The sequence below is a fragment of the Stenotrophomonas sp. 8(2023) genome, assembly GCF_030345295.1.
Taxonomy (GTDB): Bacteria; Pseudomonadota; Gammaproteobacteria; order Xanthomonadales; family Xanthomonadaceae; genus Stenotrophomonas; species Stenotrophomonas muris.
In genome coordinates this window covers 1,099,216-1,118,202 of the sequence record NZ_CP128404.1, presented here as the reverse complement: position 1 = coordinate 1,118,202, position 18,987 = coordinate 1,099,216, and the positions used below count along the sequence as shown (strand labels likewise).

General features: G+C 67.2%; 20 protein-coding genes. 17 read left to right on the top strand and 3 right to left on the bottom strand.

The annotated features are described in order from the left end of the window. Positions 1 to 252 precede the first annotated feature (252 nt). From QP609_RS05205 to QP609_RS05190, 4 genes are all read left to right on the top strand, one after another. Positions 253 to 651 (top strand): HU family DNA-binding protein, encoded by a 399-nt coding sequence (locus tag QP609_RS05205; RefSeq protein WP_010483539.1) that lies wholly within the window; start codon positions 253 to 255, stop codon positions 649 to 651. Between the two features lie 254 nt (positions 652 to 905). Next, positions 906 to 1,214: a DUF3861 family protein gene (locus QP609_RS05200; RefSeq protein WP_014646275.1), complete on the top strand. Its 309-nt coding sequence runs from the start codon at positions 906 to 908 to the stop codon at positions 1,212 to 1,214. Positions 1,215 to 1,270: 56 nt separating this feature from the next. Then, positions 1,271 to 1,810, top strand: a complete 540-nt coding sequence (locus QP609_RS05195; protein ID WP_134808588.1) for a hypothetical protein — start codon at positions 1,271 to 1,273, stop codon at positions 1,808 to 1,810. An 82-nt stretch (positions 1,811 to 1,892) separates the two neighbouring features. Next, entirely contained in the window at positions 1,893 to 2,489 is a 597-nt protein-coding gene (locus QP609_RS05190) for a DUF1439 domain-containing protein (RefSeq protein ID WP_075077032.1), read from the top strand. A 72-nt stretch (positions 2,490 to 2,561) separates the two neighbouring features. Here the strand turns inward: QP609_RS05190 and QP609_RS05185 are convergent, their stop codons facing one another. Then, on the bottom strand, positions 2,562 to 3,104 hold the full coding sequence (locus QP609_RS05185) for a type 1 glutamine amidotransferase domain-containing protein (protein ID WP_032957815.1): 543 nt from the start codon (positions 3,102 to 3,104) through the stop codon (positions 2,562 to 2,564). Between the two features lie 164 nt (positions 3,105 to 3,268). Further along, a complete protein-coding gene (locus QP609_RS05180; protein WP_197575207.1) occupies positions 3,269 to 3,736 on the bottom strand; it encodes an SET domain-containing protein-lysine N-methyltransferase in 468 nt (155 codons plus the stop codon). 209 nt (positions 3,737 to 3,945) lie between these two features. Here QP609_RS05180 and QP609_RS05175 point away from each other — a divergent pair, with 209 nt between their 5' ends. The 5 genes from QP609_RS05175 (at position 3,946) to QP609_RS05155 (ending at position 9,248) form a co-directional block, all read left to right on the top strand. After that, positions 3,946 to 4,401: an SUF system Fe-S cluster assembly regulator gene (locus tag QP609_RS05175; protein ID WP_005408436.1), complete on the top strand. Its 456-nt coding sequence runs from the start codon at positions 3,946 to 3,948 to the stop codon at positions 4,399 to 4,401. A 17-nt stretch (positions 4,402 to 4,418) separates the two neighbouring features. Further along, the gene (gene sufB, locus QP609_RS05170; protein ID WP_111205821.1) at positions 4,419 to 5,894 is read left to right on the top strand and encodes a Fe-S cluster assembly protein SufB; all 1,476 of its coding nucleotides are present in this window, start codon (positions 4,419 to 4,421) and stop codon (positions 5,892 to 5,894) included. A gap of 74 nt (positions 5,895 to 5,968) precedes the next feature. Further along, positions 5,969 to 6,733, top strand: coding sequence for a Fe-S cluster assembly ATPase SufC (gene sufC / locus QP609_RS05165; protein ID WP_032957818.1), 765 nt, complete (start codon positions 5,969 to 5,971; stop codon positions 6,731 to 6,733). Further along, the gene (gene sufD / locus QP609_RS05160; RefSeq protein ID WP_197621853.1) at positions 6,733 to 7,995 is read left to right on the top strand and encodes a Fe-S cluster assembly protein SufD; all 1,263 of its coding nucleotides are present in this window, start codon (positions 6,733 to 6,735) and stop codon (positions 7,993 to 7,995) included. Before sufC ends, sufD begins: the two co-directional genes overlap by 1 nt. Then, on the top strand, positions 7,992 to 9,248 hold the full coding sequence (locus QP609_RS05155; protein WP_032957821.1) for a cysteine desulfurase: 1,257 nt from the start codon (positions 7,992 to 7,994) through the stop codon (positions 9,246 to 9,248). Before sufD ends, QP609_RS05155 begins: the two co-directional genes overlap by 4 nt. Before the next feature lie 269 nt (positions 9,249 to 9,517). On the opposite strand, the gene QP609_RS05150 is transcribed toward QP609_RS05155, so the two are convergent. Next, entirely contained in the window at positions 9,518 to 10,168 is a 651-nt protein-coding gene (locus QP609_RS05150; RefSeq protein WP_014646267.1) for a transposase, read from the bottom strand. A gap of 208 nt (positions 10,169 to 10,376) precedes the next feature. Between QP609_RS05150 and QP609_RS05145 the strand changes: the two genes are divergently transcribed. The 8 genes from QP609_RS05145 to QP609_RS05110 all read left to right on the top strand — a co-directional run bounded on the left by QP609_RS05145 (position 10,377) and on the right by QP609_RS05110 (position 18,876). After that, complete coding sequence (locus QP609_RS05145) at positions 10,377 to 10,916, top strand: GNAT family N-acetyltransferase (protein WP_014646266.1); 540 nt, start codon at positions 10,377 to 10,379, stop codon at positions 10,914 to 10,916. Next, the gene (locus QP609_RS05140; protein WP_014646265.1) at positions 10,913 to 11,245 is read left to right on the top strand and encodes a non-heme iron oxygenase ferredoxin subunit; all 333 of its coding nucleotides are present in this window, start codon (positions 10,913 to 10,915) and stop codon (positions 11,243 to 11,245) included. Before QP609_RS05145 ends, QP609_RS05140 begins: the two co-directional genes overlap by 4 nt. Positions 11,246 to 11,421: 176 nt before the next feature. Then, complete coding sequence (locus QP609_RS05135; RefSeq protein ID WP_041863144.1) at positions 11,422 to 11,823, top strand: hypothetical protein; 402 nt, start codon at positions 11,422 to 11,424, stop codon at positions 11,821 to 11,823. A 151-nt stretch (positions 11,824 to 11,974) separates the two neighbouring features. Then, complete coding sequence (locus QP609_RS05130) at positions 11,975 to 14,269, top strand: TonB-dependent receptor (RefSeq protein ID WP_046429352.1); 2,295 nt, start codon at positions 11,975 to 11,977, stop codon at positions 14,267 to 14,269. A 68-nt stretch (positions 14,270 to 14,337) separates the two neighbouring features. Further along, positions 14,338 to 15,057, top strand: coding sequence for a tetratricopeptide repeat protein (locus tag QP609_RS05125; protein WP_197620904.1), 720 nt, complete (start codon positions 14,338 to 14,340; stop codon positions 15,055 to 15,057). Positions 15,058 to 15,067: 10 nt separating this feature from the next. Further along, the gene (locus tag QP609_RS05120; protein ID WP_032957365.1) at positions 15,068 to 15,745 is read left to right on the top strand and encodes a Fe2+-dependent dioxygenase; all 678 of its coding nucleotides are present in this window, start codon (positions 15,068 to 15,070) and stop codon (positions 15,743 to 15,745) included. Positions 15,746 to 15,908: 163 nt separating this feature from the next. Then, positions 15,909 to 16,310, top strand: coding sequence for a hypothetical protein (locus tag QP609_RS05115; RefSeq protein WP_069117505.1), 402 nt, complete (start codon positions 15,909 to 15,911; stop codon positions 16,308 to 16,310). A 145-nt stretch (positions 16,311 to 16,455) separates the two neighbouring features. Continuing rightward, the gene (locus tag QP609_RS05110; RefSeq protein ID WP_197620905.1) at positions 16,456 to 18,876 is read left to right on the top strand and encodes a TonB-dependent receptor; all 2,421 of its coding nucleotides are present in this window, start codon (positions 16,456 to 16,458) and stop codon (positions 18,874 to 18,876) included. Positions 18,877 to 18,987: the final 111 nt, after the last annotated feature.

Here is an 18,987-nt window from a genome sequence, read left to right as displayed (position 1 = left end):
AGACCGACGTGGACTTTTCCCTTGTTTTCAGTGGTTTCGCACATTCCAGCAACGGGCAGGCAGCAGCCATCGCGCACGCTGCAGCGCCCCCGTCCCCCACCGCCGGCCATGTACTGAATCGGCCTGGATATGAAAAAACATGCACTTTCCGCGCTTCGGGCTATTGGCGGCGCCCGAGAGTTGCCCTACATTGCGCTTGCCGACGGGGTTCGGCGCCGACCACACAACCAACCGTTCACGGAACAGGAAACCATGGCAAAGACCGCTAAGAAGGCTGCCCCGAAGAAGGCAGTGAAGAAAGTCGCGACGAAGGCAGCCGCCAAGCCGGCCGCTCCGAAGCCGATCAAGGAAGTGCTGACCAAGTCCGGCCTGGTTGCACACATCGCTGAAGCCTCCGGCGTCATCGCCAAGGACGTCCGCGCTGTGCTGGCCTCGCTGGAAAGCGCCGTCGCCTCCTCGGTGCACAAGAAGGGCGCTGGCTCGTTCACCCTGCCGGGCCTGCTGAAGATCACCACCGTCAATGTGCCGGCCAAGCCGAAGCGCAAGGGCATCAACCCGTTCACCAAGGAAGAGCAGTGGTTCGCTGCCAAGCCGGCCACCACCAAGCTGAAGGTGCGTCCGCTGAAGAAGCTGAAGGACGCCGCGCTGTAAGCGCGCGCCCCAACGCGGATTCCGACGGGACGGCTCTGGCCGTCCCGTTTTTTTTGTCCGCACCACACCCCGCAACACAGCGTTGCCGCGGCCCCGGCAATCCCCGTACAGGCCCGCCAGCATTGGCTGCCGGTGCTCCGCAAAGGGCGCGGAACGTACCGGGTGGAACACTGCGTGCAGCGCCGGCCGTCGCCGCCAGCCGTGGCCTTGCCTATGGTGGGCACATCCTCCACAGCTACGGCGAGCACACCCTCATGGCCAGCCCCTCCACCCGCTACCGGATCTCGGTAACCCCGATCGAAAAGGACGGGCTGCAGTGCACCGGGCGCTGCACCATCGAACTGGAACACCGCGCCGGACGCGACCTGATGCGCCTGCTGGAAGCGGCCCCGCGTACCGCCGGCATCAGTGGCGACGAGCGCGCGACCCTGGTGATCGCCACCCAGCTGCTGCGCGACATCGTACAGCGCCACGCCGAGACCGACGGCCACGCACTGGCCGCCATCGCCGGCCAGGTCCTGCCGGCGCTGGACGCGCTGGAGCAGCTGCCCTCCTCCCGCTGATAGCGGCGCAACCGATACACTGCCGCCCTCCAGGTTGCCTCGGGGAGGAGGCGGGCATGCGCAGGATCCTGTTCCTGATCGCACCACTGGTGCTGCTGGGTTGTTCACGCCCGGCGGCACAGACGAATGATCACATCACGGCAGCGTCCGCTCCCGTCGCCGCAGCAGCGGACACCGGTACCGGCCCCGGTCCCGGTCCCGCAGCATTGCAGGCGAGCGATATGACGCTGCTGTCCGCCGTCGACGACGGCGCAGAGCCGCCGTCGACGATGCTCAACCGCTACGTCGCCGCACTGCTCAACCGCGACCGCGCCGCCAGCGATGCTGCCTGGACGATCCCACCCGGCGACCCGCGGCATGCAGACGACGCCGCGCTGCGGCAGCTGCAGGACCTGCGCACGCTGCGCCTGCACAGCGATACTCCGATCGCCCGAGATGACCGGCAGCCACCGCGGCTGCTTGAAGTCCCTGTGCAGATCCGTGCGGTCACCGCCAATGGCACGTTCCGCTTCGGCGGCTGGTACCGCGTGCAGCCCAGCAGCGACGGCAGCGCCTGGCAGATCCAGTCGGCACAGCTGCGTCCAACGCTGGACTGAACCGTTGCAGCGGCATGCACGCGCGATTCAGCCTGCGCGGCTACTCTTTGATCCATCCATCTGCTTCCCACCGGTCACCGACATGCGCCTGCGTTCCCTGATGACCCGCCTCGCGGCCTCCACCGTGCTGATCGCCGCTGCGATCGGTGCTCAGGCGGCTCCCTCCATTTCCGGCCGCGAACTGTCGGTGGGCGCCAGCGACGTGCAGCAGTACCTCGATGGCAGCTTCCCGCGCACCCAGGACGCCCTCGGCGGCCTGATCGCCCTGACCATGAGCCATCCGCAGCTGAGCCTTCCGGCCGGCGAACGGTTGACCCTGGGCATGGACGTCGCGCTGGCCACCGCCGGCGGCAACCCGGCCCGACTGGGCACGGTGAAGCTCAGCAGCGGCCTGCGCTACGACGCGCAGACCCAGGGCTTTCACCTGCAGCAGCCGAGCGTGGATGACTTCACCCCGGCCAACCAGGGCGGCCGCCTCGACTCGCGCACCCGTGGCCTGCTCAATGCGTGGCTGAGCGACTACGCCCAGCGCGAACCGATCTACAAGCTGGACCCGGCCGTGGCCGGGGTGCTCGGCGCCCTGCAGGTGCAGTCGGCACAGGTGAAGAACGGCAAGCTGGTGGTCACTTTCAACCAGAACCTGGGCAACCTGGTACCGGCAGGCCTGCTGGGCAAATGAGGTGGTGCCGGCCGCTGGCCGGCAGCACGTCACTGCATCTGCCGGCCAGCGGCCGGCACTACCGGTAGCGCATCAGGCGGCAAGCGCTTTTACCACCGCCTCGCTGAAAGCCGGAATGTCATCCGGCTTGCGGCTGGTGATGACGTTGCCGTCGACCACCACCTCGGCATCGCGCCATGTCGCACCCGCGTTCGCCAGATCCTGCTGCAGGGAAGGCCAGGAGGTCAGCTCGCGGCCATCGGCCAGGCCGCTGTTGATCAGCAGCCACGGGCCATGGCAGATCGCCGCCACGGGCTTGCCGGCTTCATCCACTGAACGGATGAAGGCCAGTACGGCATCATCGGTGCGCAGTGTGTCCGGATTGATGACCCCGCCGGGCAGAACCACCGCATCGAAGCGTGCAGGATCGGCCTCATCCAACGGGATATCCACCGCGACGGCGTCGCCCCAGTTCTTCTCCTTCCAGCCCTTGATCGTCGCTTCCTTTGCGGGCGAGACCACGCTGACGCGCGCCCCTTCCGCTTCCAGCAAACGCTTGGGTTCGATCAGTTCAGACTGTTCGAAGCCGTGGGTGGCAAGGATGGCAATCTGCTTGCCCTTCAATCGCTCTGCCATGGAGGCACTCCGGTTGGGGGGAGCCCACAGGATGGAAGAACGGCCCTTGCGCGGCGGTGACCCTGTCGTGCACGGCAGGTGGAGAGCCGCCCGGGTGGTGCCGGCCGCTGGCCGGCACCTGGATTGCGCCTTGCCGGCCAGCGGCCGGCACTACCCGGTACCGATCAGCGCTTGGGCTGCAGCATCGTGCCGGTGCACTTGGACGAGCCGCAACGGCACTCCCAGATCTTCTTCAGCTTGGCGGTGTGGCGCTCGGCCAGGGTGATGCCGTAGTTGTAGGTCAGCTCCTCGCCGGCCTTGATATCACGCAGTGCCTCGATGAACACCTTGTCGCCCCGGCTGTCGCCGTCCTCGTCCTCCTCGATCACCGCCTCGCAGTTCGGGTCGCAGCTGTGGTTTATCCAGCGGGCGTCGTTGCCCTTGTAGTTGGCGTCGATCACCCAGTCATCGTTGAGGGTGAACAGGAAGGTATGGCCACTTTCGACGTCGCCGCTGTCATCGGCATCGACATCACCGTGGCTGCGCAGCAGGCCCTTGTACTGGATCACGCGCTCGCCCTGCTTGATCGGGGCCACGGCGAACACGCCGTTGCCATGGATGGCGGACTTGCGGGCTTGGATCTTCTTCGGCATCGGCGCGGGCTGTTTGCAGCGAATGGAATGGGGATTCTCGCCCATTCCGGGTGATTGCGAAAATCACCCCGTTGGCGCAGCATTGCGCCCCGGCAACGGCCGCGGTGTGTCCTCCCGGCCTGGCCCAAGCGCCGGCTGAATGCCCGGGTTGGATGGTGGCGAATAAAAGCGTACAATTTCAGTCCGCTTTAAGAACCACTCGCATCCCCATGTTGCGCGTCACCAAACTCACCGATTACGCCACCGTCGTGCTGACCGTGCTCGCCGCCCGTCCGGGCGAAGTGCTCAGTGCCACCGAGCTGGCCGAATTCACCGGTCTGGAGCCGCCCACCGTCAGCAAGGTGCTCAAGCCACTGGCCCAGGCCGGCCTGGTCGAAGGCCTGCGTGGCGTCCGTGGCGGCTACCGCCTGACCCGCCCGGCCATCGAGATCTCGCTGTTCGAAGTGGTCGAAGCGATGGAAGGGCCACTGGCCCTGACCGAATGCAGCCACGACCACCACCAGTGCGGCATGGCGCCCAAGTGCGGCGCGCGCAGCAGCTGGCGGCTGATCAACGACGTGGTCTCCGAGGCCCTGCGCGATGTCACCCTCGCGCAGATCCTGCCCCCTCTCCCCCTTGCCGATGACGAACAGCGCCGCACCATCGCTGTCGACGTCGTCTCCTGATCCGTAGGCAGCCCCCCATGGCCACCGAAACCATCGAAAACGTCGCCCACGGCGACACCCCCAACCGCGAGATCCACGAGCAGCTCGGCCGCAAGTATTCGGCCGGCTTCATCACCGAGATCGAGTCGGACTCCCTGCCGCCGGGCCTGGACGAGGACACCATCCGTGCCCTGTCGGCCAAGAAGGACGAGCCGGAGTGGATGACGCAGTGGCGCCTGGATGCCTACCGCCACTTCCTGACCCTGCCGATGCCGGACTGGGCCAAGCTGGAGATCGCGCCGATCGACCTGCAGGCGCTCAGCTACTACTCCGCGCCGAAGGGCCCGAAGTACGCCTCGCTGGATGATGTGCCGAAGGAACTGCTCGACACCTACGACAAGCTGGGCGTGCCGCTGCACGAGCGCGCCAAGCTGGCCGGCGTGGCGGTGGATGCGGTGTTCGACTCGGTATCCGTGGGCACCACCTTCCGCAAGGAACTGGCCGAGAAGGGCGTGATCTTCTGCTCGATGTCCGAGGCCATCAAGGAACACCCGGCGCTGGTGCGCCAGTACCTGGGCACCGTGGTGCCGGTCGGTGACAACTACTTCGCCGCGCTCAACTCGGCGGTGTTCTCCGACGGCAGCTTCGTGTTCATTCCCAAGGGCGTGCGCTGCCCGATGGAACTGAGCACCTATTTCCGCATCAACGCCGGCCACACCGGCCAGTTCGAGCGCACCCTGATCGTGTGCGAGGACAAGGCCTACGTCTCCTACCTGGAAGGCTGCACCGCGCCGATGCGCGATGAGAACCAGCTGCACGCCGCGGTGGTCGAGCTGGTCGCGCTGGAAGATGCGGAGATCAAGTACTCCACGGTGCAGAACTGGTACCCGGGCGACGAGAACGGCGTCGGTGGCATCTACAACTTCGTGACCAAGCGTGCCGAGTGCCGTGGCGCGCGCAGCAAGGTCACCTGGACCCAGGTCGAGACCGGCTCGGCGATCACCTGGAAGTACCCGTCCTGCGTGCTGCTGGGCGACGATTCGGTCGGTGAGTTCCACTCGGTCGCGCTGACCCATCACCGCCAGCAGGCCGACACCGGCACCAAGATGATCCATGTCGGCAAGCGCACCAAGAGCAAGATCGTCAGCAAGGGCATCAGCGCCGGCCGTGGCCAGAACACCTACCGCGGCCTGGTGCGGGTGGACCGCAACGCCGAGGGCGCGCGCAACTACACCCAGTGCGACTCGCTGCTGATCGGCAAGCAGTGCGGCGCGCACACCTTCCCCTACATCGAGGTGAAGAACCCGGGCGCCACCGTCGAGCACGAGGCGACCACTTCCAAGATCTCCGATGACCAGCTGTTCTACTGCCGCGCCCGTGGCATCAGCCAGGAAGACGCGGTGTCGATGATCGTCGACGGCTTCTGCAAGCAGGTGTTCCGCGAACTGCCGATGGAGTTCGCGGTGGAAGCCAAGAAGCTGCTGGAAGTCTCGCTGGAAGGTTCGGTGGGCTGACCGCCCGCCCCTGCCCCTCGCAAACGCATTCTCTTTACCGGCGGGCCCTGGCCCGCCCCACGGAAACCCCCACCATGCTGAAGATCGAAAACCTCCACGCCCGCATCGGCGACAAGGAAATCCTCAAGGGCCTGTCGCTGGATGTGAAGCCCGGCCAGGTGCACGCCATCATGGGCCCGAACGGCGCCGGCAAGTCCACCCTGGGCAACGTCCTGGCCGGCCGCGACGGCTACGAAGTGACCGAAGGCAGCGTGCAGTTCGACGGCGTCGACCTGCTGGAGCAGGACCCGGAAGCACGTGCCGCCGCGGGCCTGTTCCTGGCGTTCCAGTACCCGGTGGAAATCCCGGGCGTGAACAACACCTACTTCCTGCGCGCGGCACTGAACGCCCAGCGCAAGGCGCGCGGCGAAGAAGAACTCGATTCCATGCAGTTCCTCAAGCTGGTGCGGCAGAAGCTGGCCGTGCTGCACCTGAAGGACGAACTGCTGCACCGTGGCGTCAACGAAGGCTTCTCCGGCGGCGAGAAGAAGCGCAACGAGATCTTCCAGCTGGCCGTGCTGGAACCGAAGCTGGCGATCCTGGACGAGACCGACTCGGGCCTGGACATCGACGCGCTGAAGAGCGTGGCCGACGGCGTCAACGCACTGCGCGGCGCCGACCGTTCGTTCCTGGTCATCACCCACTACCAGCGCCTGCTGGACTACATCAAGCCGGACGTGGTGCACGTGCTGGCCGATGGTCGCATCGTCAAGAGCGGCGGCCCCGAGCTGGCGCTGGAGCTGGAAGCGCACGGCTATGATTTCCTGAAGGACCGGGTCGTGCCCGAGGCGGCGGTCTGATGAGCGCCCTGCTTGACTCCATGGCCCAGGCCTTCTGTGGCAGCGATGCGCGCCGCGAAGTGCTGGATGCGGCCCTGCGCGACGGCCTGCCCGCCGCCCGCAATGAAGCCTGGAAGTACACCTCGCTGCGCCAGCTGGAACGCCGTGCGTTCGCTGCAGCGCCGCTGCAGGGCCCGGCGCTGGACGCCGCGCTGCTGGACGACATCCCGGCGCCGCGCCTGGTGTTCGTCAACGGCCGCCTGGATGCCGCGCTTAGCGATGTGCAGGCCCTGCCGTCCGGCGTGCAGCTGCAGCCGCTGTCGGCCGCGCTGGCCGCTGGCGAAGACGCCTTGCGTTTCCTTGGCCGTCGCTACGAGCGCAGCGAAGAGATCTTCGCCCGGCTCAACGCCGCGCTGGCCGATGAAGGCGTGGTGCTGCGCGTGGATGAAGGCGTGCAGGTCGAAACGCCGCTGCAGCTGGTATTCGCCAGCGTCGCCGGCGAAGCCGACCTGGCCTGGCACCATCGCCACCTGATGGAACTCCGCGCCGGCGCCAGCCTCGGCGTGGTCGAGCACCGCTTCAGCGTGGGTGACTCCGCCCACCTGGACAACACCGTGCTGCATGCCCACGTCGCCCGCGACGGCGTACTCAAGCACGCCCGCGTGCAGGCCGGCAGCGCCCGCCAGACCAGCTTCCTGCGTACCGACGCGGTGCTGGCCCGCGACGCGCAGTACCACCGCGTGGACCTGGAACTGGGCGCCGCGCTCAGCCGCCACGAACTGAACGTGCGCCTGGAAGGCGACAACGCCCGGCTGACCGCCAACGGCGTGCTGCTCGGCAATGGCCGCCGCCACGTCGAGACCCGCCTGGGCATCGACCACATCGCGCGCGATACCGCCTGCGAGCTGCTGTGGCGCGGCGTTGCCGCCAACCGCAGCCGCGTGGTGTTCCATGGCGGCATCCAGATCCGCGAAGGCGCCGACGGCACCGACGCGAACCTGTCCAACAAGAACCTGCTGCTGTCGGCCGATGCCGAGATCGATACCCAGCCGACGCTGGTGATCGACGCCGATGAAGTGAAGGCCGCGCACGGCGCGACCGTCGGCCAGCTCGATGCCAATGCGCTGTTCTACCTGCGCTCGCGTGGCCTGCCCCAGGTCCAGGCGCAGGCACTGCTGAGCGCTGCGTTCTGCCATGAACCGCTGAAGATCCTGCCGGACGCGTTGCGCGAGCAGCTGGCACGCCGCCTGGACAAGGCCCTGGCCGAGGCGGGTGTGGCATGAACCTGTCCACGCCACGCCCGATCGAAGAACGCACCGGCGCCCCGGACTGGGATCGCGTCCGCCTCGACTTCCCGCTGCTGATGCGTGAAGTGCACGGCAAGCCGCTGGTCTATTTCGACAACGCCAACACCGGCCAGAAGCCGGTACAGGTGATCGGCGCGGTGGATGAGTTCTACCGCCGCTACAACGCCAACGTCAGCCGCGCGGTGCATGCACTGGGCAGCGAAGCGACCGACGCCTACGAAGGCGCACGCAATAAACTGGCACGCTTCCTCAACGTGCGCGCCAGCGACCTGGTGCTGTGCAGCGGCACCACCTTCGCCATCAACCTGGTGGCCTACTCGTGGGCACTGCCGCGATTGAAGGCCGGCGACGTGATCCTGATCACGCGCATGGAACACCATGCCAACATCGTGCCGTGGCAGCTGGTCGCGCAACGTACCGGCGCCACCATCCGCGTGGCCGAGATCACGCCCGATGGCGCGCTGGACCTGGATGCGCTGCGCGCGGCGATGACCCCGGAGGTCAAGCTGCTGGCGGTCACCCATGTCTCCAACGTGCTGGGCACGGTCAATCCGGTGCGCGAGATCTGCCGTGAAGCGCGCAAGCGCGGCATCATCACCGTGGTCGATGGCTCGCAGGCGGTGCCGCACCGCAAGGTCGACGTCGCCGCGATCGGCTGCGACTTCTACGCCATCACCGGCCACAAGATGTGCGGTCCGACCGGCACTGGTGCGCTGTGGGCGCGCCGCGAGCACCTGGACGCGATGCCGCCGTTCCTCGGCGGCGGCGAGATGATCAAGGAAGTCAGCTTCGACGGCACCGTGTTCAACGATGCCCCGCACAAGTTCGAAGCCGGCACGCCGAACATCGCCGGTTTCATCGGCCTGGGCGTGGCCGCCGACTACCTGCAGCAGCTCGGCCAGGAGAACGTGGAAGCCCGCGAAGCCGAACTGCTGGCGCACTTCACCGAGGAGCTGCGCCGCGTCGACGGCCTGCGCATCATCGGCGAAGCGCCGGAGAAGGCCGCCGTGGTCTCGTTCCTGATCGATGGCGCGCATGCGCACGATCTGGCCACCCTGCTCGACCTGGAAGGGGTGGCCGTGCGCTCGGGGCAGCACTGCGCACACCCGCTGCTGCAGTACTTCGGCGTCGCCGCCACCTGCCGTGCCTCGCTGGCGTTCTACAACACGCACGCCGAGATCGAGCGCTTCATGACCGCGCTGACCAAGGTGCGCAAGCTTCTGGGCTGAGCCGGCACACCGGGGTCAGATCCCTTTCGCGACGCGAAAGGGATCTGACCCCACCAGTATTCCCGACAGCCGCCGCTGCGACCGCAATGCCCGCCGGATCGCGACCAGATGAACGCGGCATACCGCCCGCAGCACACCGGGGTCAGATTCCTTTCGCCACGCGAAAGGGATCTGACCCCACCAGCATTCCCGACAACCGCTGTTGCGACCGCAATGCCCGCCGGATCGCGACCAGATAAACGTGGCATACCGCCCGCAGCACACCGGGGTCAGATCCCTTTCGCCACGCGAAAGGGATCTGACCCCACCAGCATTCCCGACAGCCGCCGTTGCGACTGCAATGCCCGCCGGATCGCCAGCAGATCCCCCGCCGGAATACCCGCCTCGATGAACTCCACATAGCGCCTGCACCGTTCATCCGCATCAGAACCCATCAGCTCAAATGCCGAATGCGGCTCGAGCAGCGCATTGGGCCTGCCACGCGCATTGGCACGATAGCTCGACCAGCGATAGTCACCGGGATGCGCCACCTTCCCCGCCCGAACCGGATTGAGCTCGATGTAGCGCTGGCAGGCCAGCAGATAGCGATCCGTATCCACCTGCGTGGAATGGAAACGTCCTTCCCACAGGGTTCCCGTGCGGCCCTGTCGATCGTTCACCCGGCGCACGTAGGCCCGGTTTACCGCCTGCATCATCCGAGACAAGCCGCCGGACACATCGGGTGTCGCCAGCAGGTGGATGTGATTGTCCATCAGCACATAGGCGTGGACCCGGCACTGCTGCTGACCTGCGTGATGACACAGCAGGCGCAGGTAGGCGACGCGGTCGCCATCCGCAAAGAACACGCGCTGACGATTGTTGCCGCGCTGGACGACATGTTGCGGATATCCGGGCGCATCGATGCGCCGTGGCCTTGGCATGGGCTGCTCCTGGTAGCAGGGGGTCAGGGCCCTTCGCTGCGCAAAGGGATCTGACCCCGAGCATCTGCCGATTCCGGGCCCGTGCCAGTCGGTCCATGGCCTGCCGTTGAGTCAGTAGATGCCGGGGTCAGATCCCTTTCGCGTTGCGAAAGGGATCTGACCCCACTCCCCCATTTGCGCCCGCCCACGCCCCACCTAGAATGGGGCCATGAGCACCCTGACCTTCCGCGCCGCCACGCCGGCCGACATCCCCGCCCTGATCGCCCTCGTCACCTCGGCCTACCGTGGCGACGCCAGCCGCGTTGGCTGGACCACCGAAGCCGACCTGCTGGATGGCGCCCGCATCGACGCCGAAGGCATCCAGGCCGACCTCGACCGCCCGCGCTCCACGATCCTGCTGGCCGAGCGCGAGGGCCAGCTGGTGGCCTGCGCCCACGTTGCCGACGTCGACGGCAACGGCTACTTCGGCATGTTCTCGGTCGATCCGGCCCAGCAGGGCGGCGGGGTCGGCAAGCAGCTGATGGACGCCGCCGAAGCGCACGCCGCACGCGAATGGAAGGTGCCGGTGATGCAGATGACGGTGATCGACGTACGCGACGAACTGATCGCCTTCTACGAGCGCCGCGGCTACCAGCGTACCGGCATCAAGAAGCCGTTCCCGTATGGCGACGAACGCTTCGGAATCCCCAAGCGCGACGACCTGCGCTTCGAGGTCCTGGAAAAGCCACTGGCCGGAGCCGCCGCGTGAGCGATACCTGGACCTTCGTGTGTGCCGGCAACGAGCTGCTGCCCGGTGAAATGAAGAGCGTGTTCGACGAAGTGACCGGCACGCCGATCGTGGTGTTCAACCTCGACGGCGAGCTGTACGCGCTGGAAGACCAGTGCACGCATGAGGAGTTCGAGCTGTCCTCGGGCGAGTTCAACACCGACGAAGGCAGCGTGGAATGCGTGCTGCACGGCGCGCGCTTCGACGTGCGCGATGGCCGCGCCCTGTGCGCCCCGGCCTATACGCCGGTACCCAAGTTCCCGGTGAAGCGCGAACACGACGCCGTCTGGACCCGCGACGACCGCGATTGAAGCACCCCCTGGCCGCCGGCGACTCCGCCCAGGGGGTGGAAGCCAGCGGAGCGCGCTGAGAGGCGTTCAGTGGCCTCCCCGGGCATCCAGACCGCTCGCTCGCCCGCGCATATGCGAATCATTATCGTTGATGTTATCCTACGTAACATCTTCGTAACGACTCCGCCCCCTGCGCCATGGCTTTGCCCGCGCCCGCCGCCACGCTGTGCCAGCTTGCCCGCCATGGGTGGCCGTTGGCTGTGGCCCTGCTGCTGACGCTGCTGCTGGGCTGGTCGGCCCTGCACGAAGGGCGCGATGGACCCGCCACCTACGGCTGGCAGGCACACGCTGAAGATCTTCAGCAGGCCATGCCGATGCCGGCCCCGCCGGCGGACGAGTGCCCGCGCCATGCGGTGCCAGCACCGGAGCCGCCGCTGGATGGCGAGGGCACAACGCCCTGTACCGGACTGGCTCCCCCGCGCGCCGCCCTGGTCGCGCATGTTCCGCTGTGGCGCTCCGATGCCCTGCACTGGCAGCTGCACGATCCCGCACTGCGGTTGAACCCCGGCCACGCACCGCCTGCACCGCACGCCAGCTGAGGCGCCCTGCGGCCATTGCCGTGCGCCTGGAGTCGTCCGCTGCGTAGCCGAGCATCGGCTCGGCTCTACAGAAAACGCCCTCTACATGCCGTCGCGCTGTCTGCGCTTCGGCCCTCGCCCCTTTCCGATCCCAGCCACTACCACCCAAGCCATGACCCACATCACGTCCCGCAAGCGCGCCCCGCGCGTTTCCCTGCTCGCCACCGCCACCCTGGCCGCCGGCTTCGCGCCGTTGGCCGCACAGGCGGCCGACAGCGCTGACGCAGCCTCCTCCCGCAAGGCCACCGACCTGGACAAGGTGCAGGTGCGCGGCAGCTGGTTCAATCCGTCGTCACCGAAGTTCACCGCCGAGCTGCTGGACACCCCGAAGTCGGTGTCGATCGTCTCGGAAAAGCTGATCGCCGAAACCGGTGCGACCAACCTGCAGGATGCGCTGCGCATGGTGCCGGGCATCACCTTCGGTGCCGGCGAAGGCGGCAATCCGACCGGTGATCGCCCCTTCATCCGTGGCTTCGATTCGCAGAGCAACGTCTTCGTCGATGGCCTGCGCGACGTCGGCTCGCAGACCCGCGAGATCTTCGACCTGGAGCAGGTGGAAGTAGTCAAGGGCCCGAGCTCGGCCTACGGCGGCCGTGATTCCGGCGGTGGCAGCCTGAACCTTGTGAGCAAGACGCCGAAGCTGAAGAACGAGACCAGCGCCAGCATGGGCATCGGCACCGACAGCTACGCGCGCGGCACCGTGGACGCCAACTACGTGCTGGGCGATGGCATCGCCGCGCGCCTGAACCTGATGAAGCACGAATCGGACATCGCTGGCCGTGACGCCGCCAATGTCAGCCGCTGGGGTATCGCGCCGTCGATCGCGTTCGGCCTGAACGGCCCGGCCCAGCTGATCGCCAGCCACTACCACATGCAGAGCGATGACCTGCCGGACGCGGGTGGCTTCCCGTATGGCAACCCGAACGGTGCGCCGGCCTCGAAGTGGGTCGACGGCCGCCCGATGGTGCCGGACCGCAACAACTACTACGGCCTGGTCGACCGTGACTTCCAGCGTACCCGCGCCGACATCAGCACCCTGGATGCCAGCTACGACTTCGGCGGCCACAAGCTGCGCAACATCGCGCGCCTGGGCAACACCAGCAACGACTACCTGTGGACCCAGCCGGACGACAGCCAGGGCAACCCGAACAACTACGGCACCCTGTGGCGCCGGACCAACAGCCGTGCCGTCGACGTCAAGAGCTTCGCCGACCAGCTGGGCCTGACCGGTGCCTTCCAGACCGGTGCGCTCAAGCACAGCTACAGCGCGGGCGTGGAATACAGCGACGAGAAGATGACCCGCGGCAGCTATCTGATGACCCCGGGCACCAGCAACCCGCTCACCGGCAACAGCAAGTGCCCGACCACCGGCGCGGCCACCGGCTACAACTGCACCGATTTCGCCAATCCGAACCCGCGCGATCCGTGGGCGGCCACCCATTCGGTGTACCGCAGCGACAAGGCACTGGACGTAGAGCAGCGCACCAGGACCACCTCGGCCTACGTGTTCGACACCATCGAGCTCAATGAGCAGTGGATGATCAACCTCGGCCTGCGCTACGACGACTTCCGCACCACCCTGACCACCCCGGTGGCCGGCAAGGCACCGACCCGCGTGCGCAACAGCAACGACTTCCTGAACTACCAGGCCGGCGTGGTGTTCAAGCCTGCCGCCAACGGCAGCATCTACCTGTCGTGGGGCACCTCCTCGACTCCGCCGGGCATGGACGGTGGTGATGGTTCGGACGGCCTGAGCGCCGCCGTGGCCGACCTCAAGCCGCAGGATACGAAGAACCTCGAGCTGGGCACCAAGTGGGACCTGTTCGACCAGCGCCTGAACCTCACCGCGGCGATCTTCCACACGGTGATGAACAACGCGCGCGTGACGGTCGACAACGGCACCAGCCAGAATGCCGGCAAGAAGGAAATCAACGGCTTCGAGCTGGGCTTCACCGGCCAGCTGACCGACGCCTGGAGCCTGTACGGCGGCTACACCTACCTGGACTCGGAACTGAAGGACAACGGCTTCGTCTGTGGTGCACCGGTCGGCCGCACCTGCCCGTCCAACGTCTACGTGCCCTCGCCGTACAACGGCAACGTATTCCCGAACACCGCCAAGCACAGCGCCAACCTGTGGACCACCTACCGCTTCCCCATCGGCCTGACCGTCGGTGCCGGTGCGTTCTACTCGGACAAGCAGTACGGTGACGTCGCCAACACCAAGTGGATCGCCAGCTACACCCGCTTCGACGCGATGGCCAGCTACGCGATCCAGGACAACATCAGCCTGCAGCTCAACGTGCAGAACCTGACCGACAAGACCTACTTCACCAAGGCCTATGCCTCGCACTACGCGAGCATCGCCCCGGGTCGCTCGACCACCCTGGCACTGAACGTGAAGTTCTGATGTAGCTTCGCTCCACCACGGCGGCAGGCTCTCCTGCCGCCGTTTTTGTTTCCGGCGATACTCACCCCATGGCAACCCGTACCCCCATCGACAGCGACGCCCTGGCCGAACTGCTGCAGCACGATCCGCAGGCCGCGTTCGCACGCGTGCGCGACGCTGCGCAGGCTGGGCAGGTCGATGCACAACTGCTGCTCGCGCAGATGCACATGGAAGGCAAAGGCAGCGCGCAGGACGCCTCGGCGGCGCTGCTCTGGTACGAAACCGCCGCCAACAACGGCGCGCCGATGGCGATGAACATGCTCGGCCGCTGCCATGAGCTGGGCCACGGCACGGCGGTCAACCTGGCGCTGGCGGCGGTGTGGTACCGGCGCGCGGCCGACACCGGCCTGGACTGGGGCCTGTACAACCTGGCCAACCTGCTGGCCACCGGCCGCGGCATTGCGCAGGACCGCGCGCAGGCACTGGCCCTGTACACCCGTGCCGCGCACCTGGGCCACGCCAAATCGATGAACCTGCTGGCCCGCCACCTCGAAGACGGGCTGGATACCGCACCCGATCCGCAGGCGGCGCTGGCCTGGTACCAGCGCGCGGCCGAGGCCGGTGATTTCCGCGGCCAGGCCAACTACGCCTCGATCCTGCTGCAGGCCGGCCAGGTCGAGCAGGCCGTGCACTGGCTGCGGCTCGCACTGGCGCACGGCAGCCCGGCATTCATGGCGCACATCGTGCCGGAGCTGGCCGCGTCACCGCATCCACAGGTGCGCGCCCTGGTCGCACCGCCGTCCCTCTGAGGAGTCCCGCATGCTGCTGCACATCCCCGACATTCTCAGCGCCGACCAGGTCGCCGACTTCCGCCGCCGCCTCGACGCCGCCGACTGGACCGATGGCCGCGAAACCGTGGGGCATCTGGGCGCACAGGCCAAGCACAACCAGCAGCTGCCCGAGGCTTCGCCGCTGCGCCGCGAACTGGGCGAGATCATCCTCGTCGCGCTGGCCCGGCACCCGCTGTTCTTCAGTGCCGCGCTGCCGCTGAAGTACCTGCCACCACGCTTCAACCGCTACAGCGGTGGCGGCACCTATGGCTACCACGTCGATGGCGCGGTGATGAACCTGGCCAATGGCGAACAGCTGCGTTCGGACATCTCCTGCACCCTGTTCCTGTCGGCGCCGGACGAATACGAAGGCGGCGAGCTGATCATCAGCGATACCTACGGCGAGCACGAAGTGAAGCTGCCGGCCGGCGACCTGGTCGTGTATCCGTCCAGCAGCCTGCACCAGGTGCGGCCGGTCACCCGCGGCGCGCGCGTGGCCTCGTTCTTCTGGGTGCAGAGCATGATCCGCGACGATGTGCAGCGCCGCCTGCTGTGGGAAATGGATGGCGCGATCGAGCGCCTGCGGCAGACCGGCGGCGACGCCGAGGCGGTCCTGCAGCTGACCGGCGTGTACCACAACCTGCTGCGGCGCTGGAGCGAAGTCTGAGCCTTGCCGGGCCGGTCTGCGACATTTTGGCAATCATTCTCATTTGCAACAGCTAACAGCTCTCATTACAATCACGCCCCGTTGATGCCGGCCGCTGCCGGCAGCCCCAGGGAACCCCCGCTTGCTGAGCCCGCTTCGCCCTCGCCCACTCATCCATCGCAAGATGGGCACCGCCATGCGCGGCCAGCGTCCTGCGCTGGCCAGCCTGCTGGCGTGGGTGGCAATGCTGGCGTTGCTGCTGGGCACCCTGCCGCTGCTGCCACAGGCCCACGCCGGCATCGCCGTGCAGGTGCCGTTGGAGGAGCGCGGAGGCGAAGCGCCCCTGCAGGAAGAGGCGCCGGCCAAGCTGCGCCGCTGCGCCTCCGCTCCGGTGAAGTCGGCCGAGAAGGCACGCCCGCCGTTGCTGCTGGCCAGCCACTGGCTGCGCACTGAGCTCGACCTCGTACCCCCCATGCCGGCCATGCCCGGCGTGCGCGCGGACTGGCCGCTGGCCGCTCCGGACACGCCCTGGGCCGATGCGCCCGGGCGCCGTCAGCAACGCGGCCAGGCGCCGCCGCTCGCCTGATCCACGGCCCGACGTGACCGCCTGCGCGGTCGCGCCTGCACGCCGCTGCCTGCTTCATCCCTGCCGCCCCTGACCGGCCCTTCCGTGCCTGCCGCGCCCTTCGCGCACGGCACCGCGCCACCCTGCATCCTTCGAGGTAACTGCCATGGCCCAGCGCCATCGTGTCCGTTCGTCCCTGTCCCGTACCCTGCTGACCAGCGCCGTGCTGGCGGCTTTCGCCAGCCCCGCCTTCGCCCACGGTGACGCCGCAGGCGCGCCGCAGACGCTGGACAAGGTGGTGGTCACCGCCGCCGGCTTCGAGCAGAAGGTGATCGATGCCCCGGCCAGCATCAGCGTGGTCAGCCGCGAGGAACTGAGCAAGCGCCCGTACACCAGCCTGGTCGATGCGCTGCGCGACGTCGAAGGCATCGACGTCGGCCTGGAAGCGACCGACAAGAACGGCCGCGCCACCGTGTCGCTGCGCGGCCTGCCGTCCGAGTACACCCTGGTGCTGATCGACGGCCGCCGCCAGAGCAATGTCGGCCAGATCTATCCGAACAACTTCGGTGGCGGCCAGTTCGCCTACCTGCCCCCGCTGGACGCGATCGAACGCATCGAGGTCGTGCGCGGGCCGATGTCCACGCTGTACGGTTCGGACGCGATGGGCGGTGTCATCAACATCATCACCCGCCGCAACCAGGACAGCTGGCACGGTTCGGTCAGCCAGGGCTTCACCGTGCAGCAGGACGACCAGTTCGGCGATGCACGCACCACCGACCTCTACCTCAGCGGCCCTTTGCTGAAGGAGCGCCTCAGCCTGGCAGTACGCGGCAGCTACTACGACGCGAAGGCTTCCAACCCGGAATGGGATGCGTTGTCCCTGCCCGACGGCACCCTGTGGGAGCGCAGCATCGGCTTCGGCGGTGGTGGCAAGTCGGTGGCCAACACCAACTGGAACAGCGGCGTGCGGTTGGACGTCCGCATCAACGACGATCACGATCTGTGGCTGGACTACGACGTGTCGCGGCAGAAGTTCGACAACAGCGAAGGCCAGACCGGCACCCTCGACAGCCTGGCCAGCCTGTGGCGCGTCGGCAATGCCGTCATTCCCAACCCGAACGGCAGCGGTACCGTCACCCGTCGCGTGGTGCAGCCGCGCGTGGGCTACACCGCCTACCAGCGCTACGAACGCGACCAGTTGTCGCTGACCCATCAGGGCCGCTACAGCTTCGGCACCTGGCAGACCTCGCTGACCCACAGCAAGAGCAGCAACCTGGGCCGTTCGCTGCCGCTGACCCTGGAAGAGCGCGCCAACCTGCAGACGCTATGGAATGACGTCTGCCGCCGCACCGGTGCTGCCAACAACTGTGCGGCCGACCGCGGCAACGCCCTGGCTGCCCTCAACCCGAGCGAGATGGCGCGCCTGCAGGCGTTCCTGCCGCGCCCGCTGCGCACCATGGAACTGGAAGGCTACGTGCTCGACACGATGCTCGACCTGGACTTCGGCGCGCACACGCTGACCGTGGGCGGCCAGTACAACGACACTGACATGGTCGACGGTGTGTTCGGCATGGATGGCGCCGGCTACCGCAGCAACGTCAAGCAGACGCACCGCATGTGGGCGCTGTTCGCCGAGGACAACTGGGCGCTGACCGACACCCTCACCGCCACCTTCGGCCTGCGCTACGACGACCACAACGTATTCGGCAGCCATGTCAGTCCGCGTGGCTACCTGGTGTGGAATGCCAGCGATGCGTGGACCTTCAAGGGCGGCGTCAGCACCGGCTACAAGACCCCGCGGCCGGACCAGCTGTTCCCGGGCATCACCGGCTTCGGTGGCCAGGGCGTGCTGCCACTGGTCGGTTCGCCGAACCTCAAGCCGGAAACCAGCACCAACTACGAGCTGGCCGCTTACTACGAAGGCCAGCGCTGGGGCTTCAACGTCACCGGCTTCTTCAACACGTTCGAAGACAAGATCGCCAGCGGCGGCACCTTTGCGAACTGCGAAGTGGCCCGCGCCGGCAGCGGCTACTGCGTGGACATCGGCCCGGGCTGGGCGGCACTGGGCTACAGCACGTTCACCCAGAGCGTGAACATCGACAAGGCCGAGACCCGCGGTGCCGAACTGGCCGCGCATGTCGACCTGCTCGACACCCTGCAGCTGCGCGGCAACTACACCTGGACCAGGAGCGAGCAGACCAGCGGCGCGCAGAAGGGCCTGCCGATCAGCGGCACGATGCCGGCCAGGCACATGGCCAATGCCAGCCTCAACTGGCAGGTCAACGAAGCGATCAGCCTGTCGCTGATCGGCGAAGGCCGCTACGACCGCTACCGCGACACGCTGCTGGACGCCAACGGCGCCAGCCACACCCGCTACTACCAGGACTACACCATCTTCCATCTCGGTGGCAGCTGGAAGGCCACGCCATGGCTGACGGTGAACGCGCGGGTCAACAACCTGTTCGACAAGGACTTCGTTTCGCAGTCGTGCCTCCTGATCAGCCAGAGCGAGTTCAACTGCGTGGACGACTACGCGACCAAGGACCAGCGCCGCAGCTACTGGATCTCGTTGAACGCGAAGTTCTGATCGCCGCGCCCGGCCCCGGTGGGTGCCGACCTTGGTCGGCACCGCTTCATCCACGCGTGGCGTGGATCTACCGATCGGTAGTGCCGGCCGCTGGCCGGCAATCGCCCTCCA